This window comes from Caballeronia grimmiae (genome assembly GCF_022879615.1).
Classification (GTDB): domain Bacteria; phylum Pseudomonadota; class Gammaproteobacteria; order Burkholderiales; family Burkholderiaceae; genus Caballeronia; species Caballeronia grimmiae.
Genome location: NZ_CP084272.1, coordinates 862,168 through 874,420, shown reverse-complemented (window position 1 = coordinate 874,420; position 12,253 = coordinate 862,168). Strand labels below are relative to the sequence as shown.

General features: G+C 61.2%; 13 protein-coding genes. 4 read left to right on the top strand and 9 right to left on the bottom strand.

Going from position 1 to position 12,253, the window contains the following annotated elements; translation table 11 throughout:
* Positions 1–7: 7 nt before the first annotated feature.
* Complete coding sequence (locus LDZ21_RS17665; RefSeq protein WP_244795067.1) at positions 8–937, top strand: LysR family transcriptional regulator; 930 nt, start codon at positions 8–10, stop codon at positions 935–937.
* A gap of 13 nt (positions 938–950) precedes the next feature.
* On the opposite strand, the gene LDZ21_RS17660 is transcribed toward LDZ21_RS17665, so the two are convergent.
* Both LDZ21_RS17660 and LDZ21_RS17655 read right to left on the bottom strand, forming a co-directional pair.
* Complete coding sequence (locus LDZ21_RS17660) at positions 951–1,634, bottom strand: Fe2+-dependent dioxygenase (protein ID WP_244795066.1); 684 nt, start codon at positions 1,632–1,634, stop codon at positions 951–953.
* Between the two features lie 63 nt (positions 1,635–1,697).
* Entirely contained in the window at positions 1,698–3,935 is a 2,238-nt protein-coding gene (locus LDZ21_RS17655) for a TonB-dependent receptor (protein ID WP_244795065.1), read from the bottom strand.
* A gap of 448 nt (positions 3,936–4,383) precedes the next feature.
* On the opposite strand from LDZ21_RS17655, the gene LDZ21_RS17650 reads away from it, so the two are divergent.
* Together LDZ21_RS17650 and LDZ21_RS17645 are read left to right on the top strand one after the other, a co-directional pair.
* On the top strand, positions 4,384–5,586 hold the full coding sequence (locus LDZ21_RS17650; RefSeq protein ID WP_244795064.1) for an ammonium transporter: 1,203 nt from the start codon (positions 4,384–4,386) through the stop codon (positions 5,584–5,586).
* An 86-nt stretch (positions 5,587–5,672) separates the two neighbouring features.
* Positions 5,673–7,862, top strand: a complete 2,190-nt coding sequence (locus tag LDZ21_RS17645; RefSeq protein WP_244795063.1) for a hybrid sensor histidine kinase/response regulator family protein — start codon at positions 5,673–5,675, stop codon at positions 7,860–7,862.
* 9 nt (positions 7,863–7,871) lie between these two features.
* Here the strand turns inward: LDZ21_RS17645 and LDZ21_RS17640 are convergent, their stop codons facing one another.
* The 5 genes from LDZ21_RS17640 to LDZ21_RS17620 form a co-directional block, all read right to left on the bottom strand.
* Complete coding sequence (locus LDZ21_RS17640; RefSeq protein WP_244795062.1) at positions 7,872–8,363, bottom strand: hypothetical protein; 492 nt, start codon at positions 8,361–8,363, stop codon at positions 7,872–7,874.
* Complete coding sequence (locus LDZ21_RS17635) at positions 8,363–9,682, bottom strand: PQQ-dependent sugar dehydrogenase (RefSeq protein WP_244795061.1); 1,320 nt, start codon at positions 9,680–9,682, stop codon at positions 8,363–8,365. Before LDZ21_RS17635 ends, LDZ21_RS17640 begins: the two co-directional genes overlap by 1 nt.
* A complete protein-coding gene (locus LDZ21_RS17630) occupies positions 9,682–9,849 on the bottom strand; it encodes a hypothetical protein (protein WP_167569272.1) in 168 nt (55 codons plus the stop codon). Before LDZ21_RS17630 ends, LDZ21_RS17635 begins: the two co-directional genes overlap by 1 nt.
* 63 nt (positions 9,850–9,912) lie before the next feature.
* Positions 9,913–10,305, bottom strand: a complete 393-nt coding sequence (locus LDZ21_RS17625) for a DUF3175 domain-containing protein (RefSeq protein ID WP_244795060.1) — start codon at positions 10,303–10,305, stop codon at positions 9,913–9,915.
* A gap of 12 nt (positions 10,306–10,317) precedes the next feature.
* Positions 10,318–10,935 carry a UdgX family uracil-DNA binding protein gene (locus tag LDZ21_RS17620; protein ID WP_244795059.1) on the bottom strand — a complete coding sequence of 206 codons (618 nt, stop codon included), beginning with the start codon at positions 10,933–10,935 and terminating at the stop codon, positions 10,318–10,320.
* A 161-nt stretch (positions 10,936–11,096) separates the two neighbouring features.
* Between LDZ21_RS17620 and LDZ21_RS17615 the strand changes: the two genes are divergently transcribed.
* Complete coding sequence (locus LDZ21_RS17615; RefSeq protein ID WP_244795058.1) at positions 11,097–11,405, top strand: hypothetical protein; 309 nt, start codon at positions 11,097–11,099, stop codon at positions 11,403–11,405.
* A 58-nt stretch (positions 11,406–11,463) separates the two neighbouring features.
* Here the strand turns inward: LDZ21_RS17615 and pqqA are convergent, their stop codons facing one another.
* Positions 11,464–11,538, bottom strand: a complete 75-nt coding sequence (gene pqqA, locus LDZ21_RS17610; RefSeq protein ID WP_008353049.1) for a pyrroloquinoline quinone precursor peptide PqqA — start codon at positions 11,536–11,538, stop codon at positions 11,464–11,466.
* Between the two features lie 383 nt (positions 11,539–11,921).
* On the bottom strand, positions 11,922–12,155 hold the full coding sequence (locus LDZ21_RS17605; protein ID WP_244795057.1) for a DUF2795 domain-containing protein: 234 nt from the start codon (positions 12,153–12,155) through the stop codon (positions 11,922–11,924).
* Positions 12,156–12,253 lie beyond the last annotated feature (98 nt).

Sequence of the window (12,253 nt, the reverse complement as noted above, 5' to 3'; positions counted from 1 at the left end):
CGGTCTGATGGACACCCTACAGAACATGCGGGTATTCGCCCGCGTGATCGAAGCCGGCAGCTTTACGGCTGCGGCTCAATCGATGAATTCCACGACCGGCGCCATGTCGCGCGCCGTATCGGAACTCGAGGCCCATCTGCGCACGCGATTGATGAACCGCTCGACGCGGCGTCTTGCGCTGACGTCGGCAGGCGAGCGCTATTTGAAGCGTGTCTTGCAGATACTCGCCGATATCGACGGCGCAGAAGAAGAAGCAAGCGACGCGCATGAGCATCCGTCCGGCACGCTGCGCATGTTCAGTTTCGCAAGCGTCGGGCAGCACTATATTCTGCCGGCCATCGCGCGATATCGTGCGCTCTATCCGGACGTGAAAGTGGAATTGACGCTATCGCAGCGCATGCCCGATCTCTTCGAAGGCAGCAGCGATGTCGCGGTGGTGTCGGCGGGAACGTTATCGGATTCGGAGGTGATCTCGCATCGGCTTGGCAGCACCTTCAGCATTCTGTGCGCATCGCCCGCTTATATCGATGCACGCGGTACGCCCGCACAGCCCGCCGATCTTTCCAGCCACGATTGCCTGACATTGCAAACCCCTGCGTTTCCCGCACGCGAATGGACGCTCGAAGGACCGCAAGGTCGCGAGACCCTGCACATCAGCGGGACCGTGCAGGTGAATATCGCGGAATCGCTCGTCGTGGCGATACGCGAAGGCATGGGCATCGGCATATTGCCGCTTTATGCTGCAATCGACGGCCTGCGTGATGGCTCCCTCGTGCGCGTGCTGCCGGATCACACGTTGCAGCACACCAATCTTTTTGCACTCTATGCGTCGCGCAAGTTCGTCGATGCAAAGACGCGCACATGGGTTGAATTTCTGCGCGCGCATCTTCCGGATGTCATTGCACGCGATGAAGCCTTGCTGAAGAAATTCGGGTAGCGTCACCAGGCGATCACGTCTCGCTCCACATGCGCAGCAGGTTGTGATAGCAGCCGACGAGCGTGCGCTTGGCCGCCTCATCGCCGTTGGTCGCATTCAGGCGTTGAATGGAGTTGTCGAGATCGAATAGCAGCGCGCGCTGGGCATCGTCGCGAACGAGGCTTTGCGTCCAGAAGAAACTCGCCACGCGCGCGCCGCGCGTAACGGGACGCACCTGATGCAGACTTGTGGCGGGATACACGATCGCGTGTCCCGCCGGCAGCTTCACTTCCTGCACGCCGTACGTGTCTTCGATGACGAGTTCGCCGCCGTCGTAGTCTTCGGGGCGTGAAAGAAACAGCGTGACGGATACGTCCGTGCGAACGCGGGCACCATGTCCAGGCACGATCCGAATGGCGCCATCGACGTGACTGCCGAAGTGCATGCCGCCTTCATAGCGGTTGAATAGCGGCGGATACACACGGTTCGGCAGCACGGCGCTGATGAATAGCGGATGCCGTTCCAGCGCACCGACGATCGCATCGCCGAGTTCACGCGCAATGGGCGATGCCTCGGCGATCTGCTGATTGCGCTTGACGGGCGCGCCCTGATAGCCCGCGGTGGCGCGGCCATCGACCCATGAGTCGCTGGCATCGAGACGTGCGCGCATCGCTGCTGCGTCTTCTGGGCTGAGTACGTTCGGTATCGAAAGAATCATGATTCGGTAAGTCAGATGACGCGCGCGCCGCTTCGTGGATCGTTGAAACGGCGCGCGTGCGCATCAACGGAAGCGGTAGTTCACCGTCGCAAGGAACGTGCGGCCGATGCCGGGCACCGCGCGTCCGCCGTCGGAAGGAATGAGGGCGTCGTAGTACTTCTTGTCCGTCATATTCCACACGTTGAACTGGATATCGTAGCGCTTCTGATGATACGCGGCCATCACGTCCCAGCGCGTATAACCGCCCACTTTGACGAAATTATTGTTCGCCGCATAGCGCGACGACACATACGACGGCCCGCCGCCGAACTCCCAGTTGGGCGTGAAGTTATACGTCGACCACAACGTGAGCATGTTGTGCGGCGTGTTGGCAAGCGTATTGCCGGTGGTGCCGTCCAGTGCTTTTTCGACGGTGCCGTTCATGTACGTATAGCCGCCGAAGAGCTGCCACTTGTTCGTGATGTGACCTGCGACGCCGAGCTGATAGCCGCGCACGCGCACATCGCCATCGAGCGTGTATTCACCCGTCGATACCTGCGTGCGTGCATTCGTTTTCTCGATGTTGAAAAGCGACTGCGTCACGGATAACCCGCCGTTCAGCAAGTCCCACTTCGAGCCGATTTCGTACGAGCGGTTCTTCTCGGGCGGCGTGTTCTGCTGATTGTTCGTGAGCGTGAGCGCTTCGAGAGACGGGTTGAACGACGTCCCGTACGACACGTAATACGACTGCCATTCCGTCGGCTGCCACACGATGCCGGTACGCACGCTCGTGAAGTAGTTCGTTTGCGTCGCGTAACGCGGCGCGTTGATCGAGTTGTTGATCGATGCTTCGTAGCGGTCCCATCGAACGCCGCCGATCCACTTCCAGTTTTCGCCGATCGAAATCGTATCGTTCAGGTAGAGGCCGATGCCGTTCGCGCTCGACTCCGCGAGATTGGTCGCGACTTCGCGATAGTTCGATGGCCGCGTCGTATAGGCCGGATTCACGAGCGGCACGATGGCAAGCGTGTTCGACGGCAGGCCGGGCGTCGTCGCGGTGAAGCTCTGATTGCTGTACGTCTCGTGGCTCAGATCGACGCCGACGAGCATGTCGTGCTTGAGGAAGCCGGTTGCGAACTTGCCCTGGAAATCGGTCGTGTTATAGACCGAGTGATCGTTGATGTTGCGGTCCTTGCCTTGCAAGCGCACGTACAACGACGAAAGCGGCAGCGTCGTGTAATTGCCGTTGCTGAGCGCCGGCGATGTGCCGAGCGGACCGGTCAGCACGGCCGCCGCATTGGTCGCGCGTGCCTCGGTGCTGTAGTGGCTGAACTGCGTCTGGTTGCGCAACGTGAACATGTCGTTGAATCGATGTTCGATGCGCGCGTTTAACGTCTGCACGTCCTGAATGGTGCGGTCGTCGGTGAAACCGTAGAAGGTCTTCCTGTCGACAGGCGCCGGGTGGCCGTTCAAAGGCGGAATGCCATAGTCGGGCTGATCGTAGTTGTGCTGGATCAGCGCGGACAGCGTCACTTGCGTGGGCGTGCCGATGCCGAACTTCACTTCCGGCGCGATGCCGAAATCCTTGTTCTTCATCTCATCGCGCGTCGAGCCTAGCGACTGGCCGAATGCGTTGATGCGAAACGCGGCGGTATCGGTCAACGGTTGATTGATGTCTACCGTCGTGCGATAGCGGTCATGCGTGCCCGCCTGCAACGACACGTCGGCGCGCGGTTTCAGGTTGGGCTGCTTGCTGACCTGATTGATGACGCCGCCCGTCGAGCCGCGTCCGAAGTACAGCGACGAAGGGCCGTACAGCACGTCGATCGATTCGAGATTGAACGTATCGCGATAGTACTGGCCCCGGTCGCGAAAGCCGTCGAGATAGATGTCGGTGCGTGCGGTGAAGCCGCGCAAGTTGATGTTATTGCCGATCTGGCCGCCTTCGGCTGCGCCCAGCGTGACGCCCGGCACGTTGCGCAAGGCGTCGGAAAAGGAACTCACTGCCTGCGATTGCAACACGGCTTTCGGCACGACGACGACGGCCTGCGGGATGTCGCGCAGCGCGGTCGGCACCTTCGCGCCGACGCTCGACGTTTCCGCCTGGAAGTCGGCTGCTGCGTCGCTTCGTCCGGTTACGGTGACGGCCGGCAGGGTGGCGTCCTGAGCGATGGTCTGACTGGCGGAAGAGGCTTCCGTTGCGGGCGATGCTGCTTGCGTGGCTGAAGCGCCTTGCGGTGCGGTCTGAGCATAAAGCGGTGCGGCCATCGGCGCCGCGGCAACAGTGACCCATGCCGCTGCAAGCGGCGTTTTCCTCAACATGTCGTTCCCCGATACTTGTTAGTGATTTCCGACCGGCGCGAAACGGGATTCGTCGCCGAAAGCGATGACGCGACCTCGCCCGCCCGCGCACCGTGTTCGAGGGGCGGAGCGTTATTGGTCAAGCCATGATCGCAATTTGTTAATGCGAATCAGTATCATTACACATCGCGGAAATATTTGGAAAAAAATGTATCGGCACGTTGGGTTCTAGCTTGCATGGGCTAGGGAATAATTGAATTCGGCATACTGCATGCACGCCTGCGGTGCAACGCTTGCACAGGAACGCTCGCTCTGCACCAATTGAGAGCTACAAACGTGCGCATTTCGTGGTTCGGACGCACCGCGCCCGCGCATATGCAGCCTAGATAAAGCACCAACTGCATGCAAAATGCGCCAGCATGGCCCGGAACTTGCAAAAAGCGCCGCTTTTCGAGATAAGCCACGCGCCATGCAGGCCCTTCAAACCGGCACCAACACACTTTTCCTGCTCCTGGGCGCCGCAATGGTGCTCGCGATGCACGCAGGTTTTGCATTCCTCGAACTCGGCACCGTCCGTCGTGAAAACCAGGTGAACGCGCTCGTGAAGATCCTCGTCGACTTCGCCGTGTCGACGCTTGCGTACTTCTTCATCGGATACAACATCGCGTATGGCGTGCAGTTCATGCATGGCGCCGACATCCTCGCCGAGCACAACGGCTATGCGCTCGTGCGCTTCTTCTTCCTGCTGACGTTCGCGGCGGCGATTCCTGCGATCGTCTCCGGCGGCATCGCGGAACGTTCGAAGTTCAACCCGCAATTGTTCGCGACGTGCGTGATCGTCGGCTTCATCTATCCGTTGCTGGAGGGCGTCGCGTGGAACGAACGTTTCGGCGTTCAGCACTGGCTTGCGCAGACCTTCGGCGCGCCGTTCCATGACTTCGCAGGCTCCGTCGTCGTGCATGCGTTCGGCGGCTGGGTCGCGTTGCCTGCCGTGCTGCTGCTCGGGCCGCGTCACGGGCGTTATCACAAGGACGGGCGCATTGCCGCACATCCGCCGTCGAGCATTCCGTTTCTCGCGCTGGGCGCATGGGTGCTCGCGGTCGGCTGGTTCGGCTTCAACGTGATGAGCGCGCAGACTGTCGACAAGATCAGCGGCCTCGTCGCCGTCAATTCGCTGATGGCGATGGTCGGCGGCACGCTCGCTGCATGGTTCGCGGGCCGCAACGATCCCGGCTTCACGTACAACGGACCGCTGGCCGGTCTGGTCGCGGTGTGCGCGGGCTCGGACCTGATGCATCCGTTGGGCGCGCTGATCGTCGGCGCGGTGGCGGGCGTGCTGTTCGTGCAGATGTTCACCTGCGTTCAGAACCGCTGGCGTATCGACGATGTGCTCGGCGTGTGGCCGTTGCACGGCATGTGCGGCGCATGGGGCGGCATGGCGGCGGGCGTGTTCGGACAACGGTCTTTCGGCGGCATCGGCGGCGTGTCGGTGTGGTCGCAATGCATCGGCACGCTGGGCGCGGTGGCGCTCGCGCTCGCGGGCGGCGCCGCCGTCTATGGCGCGATCAAGATGACCGTCGGCTTGCGGCTCGAACGCGAAGACGAATTCAACGGCGCGGACCTCGCGATACATCGCATTTCGTCGACGCCGGATCGCGAAATGGCAGGGTGATGGAGCGGTGAGCGCGCGCGCGTGGCTATGCGCCACACGCACGCGCCGGTTACGATATACGGCCGACTGACGAAAAGGCCGAACGCTTGAACCCAACCGAGAACGGGACCCTGGATTTGCCGCTCCCATCGCGCAACTTCGCGTTGACGCGGCGGGTGCTGCTGCTCGTGCTTGCGGCGTCGGTGCTGATACCCATGGCGTGTCTCTGCATCTATGGCTATTACGACTATCAGCGCCGTTTCGCCGATGCGGAAGAACTGACTGAACGTCTCGCGCGTGTCGCAAACGAACACGCGCTAAAGGTGCTCGATCTCAATCAGCAACTCGAAACGCGCGTCGTCGATACACTCGGCGATAGCGACGATGCGGACATCGCCAGCCGGCAGCAGGCGCTGCATCGCGCGCTCGACGACATGAGCGGCACGCTGCCTCAAGTTGCTGCCATTTCAGTGTTCGGTGCGAATGGCGCGCTGCTGGCGAACAGCCGCTGGTATCCCTCGCCGCAAGTTTCCATCGCGGAGCGCGACGACTTTCGCTCGGCGCGCGCCATTGCACCGGTCACGTACTTCTCGCTGCCGTTGCGCGGGAAGGTCGCGAACTCCGACGTCTTCACGGCGACGATGGGACGCGTCAGCCGCGATGGCCACTTTCTCGGCGTCGTATCGATTGCGCTGAAGCGTGACTATTTCACCGACTTCTATCACGAGATCGCTGCGGGCGATAACGCGCTCGTCATCGGCCTCTATCGACGCGATGGCGGCCTGCTCGTGCGCTTCCCGTCAGCCGGCAATGGCGCCCAGCCCGCGCCCGATACGCCGTTCACTCAGGCGTTCCGCAATAACGAGCTATATGGCCGTTTGCAGATGACGTCGACTATCGATCACGTCGAACGCGTGCTGGCTTATCGCCGCGTCGGAGATTTTCCGCTTTACGTTGCAACCGGTTATGCAACTTCCGCCGTGCAAGCGCGATGGCGGCATAACCTCGCGCTCGTCACGGCAATTGCCGCGCTGCCTTGCATGGCGGTCTGGCTGCTGATTGCATACTCGATTCGTCGCCTCGATTCGGAACAGGCGGCATGGGAACGCTGGCAGGCGGAAGTCGCGATGCGCCTATCCGTCGAAGCATCGAGCCGTCAATTGCGGCGAATGGGCGCGCTCGGCAATCTGGTCGCGAACGTCGCGCATGACTTCAACAACCTGCTGATGGTGGTGTCGTCGAACATGACGCTTGCGCGCCGCAAGCATTTCAACGATGTCGAGAGCGAAGTGCTCGCGGTCGAACGCGCCACCGCCGGCGCGGAATCGCTGGCGCGAAGGCTGATGAGCGTGGCGCGCAAGCATCCGCGCAAGCAGGAAGTCATCGAACCTGCTGCGTGGCTGAGAAGCGTGCTCGATACCGTGAAAAGCGCGGTGCATCCGTCTATCCCGCTGACGGTCGAGTGCTCCGCGGACTTGTGGAACGTAATGGCCGATGCGGTCGAGCTGGAGCTTGCGCTCGTCAACATCGCCGTGAATGCGAGCGATGCCATGCCGCACGGCGGGCGCATCGTCATTCGTTGCCAGAACGCGCGCGTGCGCGGCGCGGAGAACGACTTGCCCGATGGCGAATATATTCTCATCTCCGTCACGGACAATGGCGAGGGCATGAGCGAGCCAGTGCTTCGCCGCGCATTCGAGCCGTTATTCACCACGAAGGAACGCGGAACGGGTACGGGCCTTGGCCTCGCGCAAGTGCTCGCGGCTTGCGAGCAGGCGGGCGGCACGGCGCGCATCACGAGCGTGCCGGACGCGGGCACGACGGTGCGCTTGTATTTGCCGCGTTATCAAGGGCCGGCCGCGTCGTCGAAGTCCGAAGAAGTTAGGGAACCTGAGCATCCTGCATTGGAGCCGCCTATTGCCGATGACCATCCGCTGCGCGGCATGTCCGTGCTGCTCGTCGAAGATAACGTCGACGTTGCGGCGGGCATCACGGCGGTGCTCGAAGTATTCGGCTGTGCGGTCCATCATGAAGAGAGCGCGGACGCGGCCTTCGCGTTATTGGGCGAGGGCTATGGTTTCGATCTCGTGTTGTCGGATGTGCAGATGCCGGGGCGGATGAACGGCATCGACCTGGCAGAACAGATCATTCAGCGCCTGCCTATGCAAAAGCTCGTGCTGATGACGGGTTATGCGGACGACATCGAACGCGCAAAGCATCTGGGCGTGCGCATTCTCGCCAAGCCGTTCAATATGGATGAACTGCGCGATCTGATGGCGGACGGCGTGCCGCATTGAACGAATGATTTAGCCCTTGGCATGCTTGGGCAGTGCACGCGCGCCGACTAGTGGATTGAAGCCCGCAGGCTTGCGCGACGATGTCTCTTGCTGCTTCCCGCCCTCATCGCTGCGATTGCCGCCTAGCTGGCTGAGCAGGTCTTCGTCGTCGCCAGGCTCTTCGTTGGTATCGTCCGTGGGGCGCGCCTGCGGCTCACTCTTGCCCGCAAGATGCTCGACCACCGACACGAAATCTTTCTGCGCCGAGCGCAATGCGCGCCCCGGCATCATGATGAGCGCGACCGCTTCCTGAACGGTGCGGTTATCGACGGTATGCAAGGAGCCCGGTTCGTTCCAGTCGATGCCGCTATCCGCATAAGCGGCTACCACGTGATGCAGCACCGCCGGCGACAGCACGCCCGCATCGTATAAGCCGACGATCTGCCGCTCCGCGAGCGCAAAGAGCGTTGGTTGAGGCGGGGCCTCGGCTGGAGCCTGCTTTTTAGGCTTGCGCGCGGCCATTACTTCGAGGCGGGCGCGACCCGCCACACAGTGTTGCCGACATCGTCGGCGATGAGCAGGCCGCCCGCATGATCGATCGCAACGCCGACCGGACGTCCAAGCGCACGCCCATCGGATCCAAGAAAGCCGGTCAGTATGTCTTCGGGCGGACCCGAAGGCTTGCCGTTTTCGAATGGCACGAACACGACCTTATAGCCGCTCTTGGGCTTGCGGTTCCACGATCCATGTTGACCGATGAACGCGCCGTTCCAGTAGTGTTGCGGGAACGCATTGGCATCGTAGAACGCGAGTCCGAGCGATGCGGTATGTGCGCCGAGCGCATAGTCGGGAACGATGGCCGCATCCACGAGTTCGGCGCGTTGGGGCTTCACGCGTTCATCGACGTGCTGCCCGTAATAGCTATACGGCCAGCCATAAAAGCCACCGTCTTTTACGGACGTCATATAGTCGGGCACGAGCTCGTTGCCGAGTTCATCGCGCTCATTGACAGCGGTCCACAGCGCGCCGGTCTGCGGCTGCCATGCCATGCCGTTGGGATTGCGCAAGCCAGTTGCATAGAGCCGCGATTCTTTCGTGTCGATATCCACTTCCATGATCGCCGCGCGGCCATTCTCGGCGTCGATGCCGTTTTCCGCTGCATTGCTGTTGGAGCCGACCGTCACGTAAAGCCGCTTGCCATCCGGACTCGCGATGATGTTCTTGGTCCAGTGATGATTGATCGGACCAGCGGGAAGGTCAATGAACTTTTCGCCCGGTGATGCGATCTGCGTGTCGCCGCTTTCATACGGGAAGCGCACGACGGCATCGGTATTCGCAACATAGAGATAGTCGCCGACAAGCGCCATGCCGAAGGGCGAATGCAGCTTGTCGATGAAGACAGTGCGTGTTTCGGCGATGCCATCGCCATCGGCATCGCGCAACAAGGTAATGCGGTCCGCGCTCGGCCCCGCAGCGCCCGCGCGCTTCATCACCTTCTTCGTGATGACGCCCTTGAGGCCCGCGTTTTCATCGTGCTGTGCAGGCGTATTGGTCTCGGCGACGAGGATATCGCCGTTAGGAAGCGTCGCGAGCCAGCGCGGATGATCGAGTCCTGAAGCGAATTCAGTCACGCCGAAGCCTTCTGCCGGAACGGGCTTCTGACCTTGCGCCCACGGTTTTGCGGGCGCAATGTTCACCGTCGGCAATAGCGCCCGTTTCGGCGCGGGTAGCGACGGATTCGGGCCGAAGCCGGGAGGATAGTCGTCGGCGCTGGCTGCCGGGCTGGCGAAGGCGAGAACGGTTATTGCTGCGGCCGCCAGCCGATCGATGCGGCGCTTCATCAGCCCCCGCCGATGCCTTGTATGACTTTGCCCGTGCCGTCGCAGGTCGGGCAGTCGCCGCCGTTTTGCTTGCCGGTGCCGTTGCAATCGGGGCAGAGGTCTTCGCCGGTGCCGGGCACGCCGGGTTCGGCTTCGTCGCCGGGACTGAGAGGAGGTTCTTGCGCCATGGTCGTCTCCTTGTCGGTTGAACGGCTTACAGCAACTTGTGTTCCCACTAAGCCACGACGCGATCAAGGCTTGCGGCCGAACGCATCGCGCAAGTGTTTCTTTGCACGCTCCAATATATTGCGGCGAGTCTTGGGCAAATTACGCCCCGCGCGATTGATATAGAAGTTGAGCATCGACATAGCCGACTGATATGGCGTGCCTTTGCGCCGCGTGCTGCTCGTCGAAGAATGTTTGAGCGACTGAGCGATTTCTTCGGCGCTGCCGGTCTTGAAGATGTCGCGTTCGATATCCATCGCATCGCTGGTTTCCATCACATGATGCGACCAGCGATGATTGCCATTTTTCGGCTTGGCCGACTTATTCGTTGCACTGCTCGTCTTCTTCTTGCGATCGCTTGCGAGCGCATGACGTTGGCGCGTGCTGCCTGTCTTCGTGTTCTTGCGAGCCGTGGCCATGAGATATCCCGATCAACGTTTAGGCTTGAGCAAACGATGCGCTTCGCGCAACGCATCGACGATGGCCTGATACGCCGCATGCCGCGTCTCAGGGTCGGGCGCGCGCAATACATACGACGGGTGATAAGTCGCTATGACCACGCGTCCGTCATGTTCGATCGGATGGCCCATCGAAGCCTGCAACTTTGCCTTCGAATCGCTCAATACGGATTTAAGCGCCGTTGCGCCGAGCGCGACGATGACCTCCGGATCGATATCGGCGGTTTCGCGGTCCATCCAGTAATGGCACGCGTCGATCTCGCGCTGTGCCGGCGTCTTGTGCATGCGTCGTTTGCCGCGTGGTTCCCATTTGAAATGCTTGACCGCGTTCGTGACATATACGTCTTTTCGCGTGACGCCTGCCTCTTCCAGCGCGCGATCGAGCATTGCGCCCGCGGGACCGACGAAGGGCTTGCCTTGCAGGTCTTCCTGATCGCCGGGCTGCTCGCCGACGATCATCAACGGCGCGTGACGCGGGCCTGCACCTGGCACGCCCTGCGTTGCATCCTTGTAGAGCGCGCAGCGGTGACACGTATCGAGCGATTCCGGCGTTTGATCCGGTTCGACGCCGGGTTGTTTGATCGTTGGCATGAGGGTCAGGCGTGTAAAGCACTAAGCGCGGCACGAAAGGGCGTTCGCATCGCATTCTCCGTCGATTAACGCAGAGCGCGAAGCAATTAGCGGACCTTTCCAGACTGCACTGGAATGCTCGTTGCTCTGCTTCGAGTTATCAACTCGACAGGAGGCCTGCAATGGGTATCGACGAACGTTTGGAAGGGGAAGGCAGTACAGACAAGCCGCTCGGCGATGCCGGGAGCGGTGCGAGCGGTGGCGGGTCCATCGGGAATCTGCCGGGGCCGGGCGCGGCAACAGGTGGCGATCCGAAGCAAGGCGTTCGACAGCCGAATGCGGGCGAGGTCGAACCGGAGAGCCGGCGTCTTGAACAAGACCCGCATCAGACCGCTGAGGTACCGCTGGGCTCCGGCGACCGGCCCGAGCCGGCTGGCAAAGGCGGCCAGGGCCCTCAAACAGGCCAGGACACTCCTCCACGCGCGAACTAACGCAAACGCATGACAAGCAAAAAGAACGGCCGCTTATCGCGGCCGTTCTTTTTGCCGATTAGCGCGTGGCAATGTACATCGTGATTTCGAAGCCAAAACGCATGTCGGTGAAGCTCGGAGTTTCCCACTTCATAAAGCCTCCTTGTGCAAGAAGCGGCCTGACGGATGCCGGGCCGTTGCGCGGTGTTCTACTGCAAGCGCCGTGCAAAGCCGCGCCCCCAATTCGACGCTCTTACATGCTAGCGGAGTTTGGCGCGTGCATGATTGGAAATCGCCTGGCCGTTCATTTATTTTATTTATAGCGGTCTCGGCCGATTGCCTGAGTCGTCAGGGTTTACGCTCGCTTTGTCCGGGTCTGTCGCTTCATCGCGTTCCAGTGCCTCGCCGGGACGAGGGATTACCCTGTCAGCTTCTTCAGGCGTAATGTTGTTCAGTTCATTGCCGCCCGGTGCGTGGGGCTTGTCATGCGTATCGGGTGCTTCGGGTGCTTGAGCCATCACGTTTCCTCGTCGAGAGTCATTCGGCGCGCGACGCTTCGCGCAATACCGCGGCATCGCTGTCGTACTTGTGATCGCGCATCTTTCGAAGCAGCGCCAGGATCTCACCGTTTGCTCCGTTGCGTTGCGCAAGCGCAATGAGTTTTTCCTTGCCCATTGGATATTCGGCACCCTTCAGCGCCTGAGCGATCTCATCCATGCGCGGTTCGTCCTCATGCCGCTGATCCTGCGATTGCGCGGGATGCTGGGACATAACGCCTCCTTTTCGATGTGACGATAACGCCGATATCGGCAGCAACACGCGTACCCGTCTGCGGGCGCGTTTGATGCTGCACGGCTTTCCACCGATCG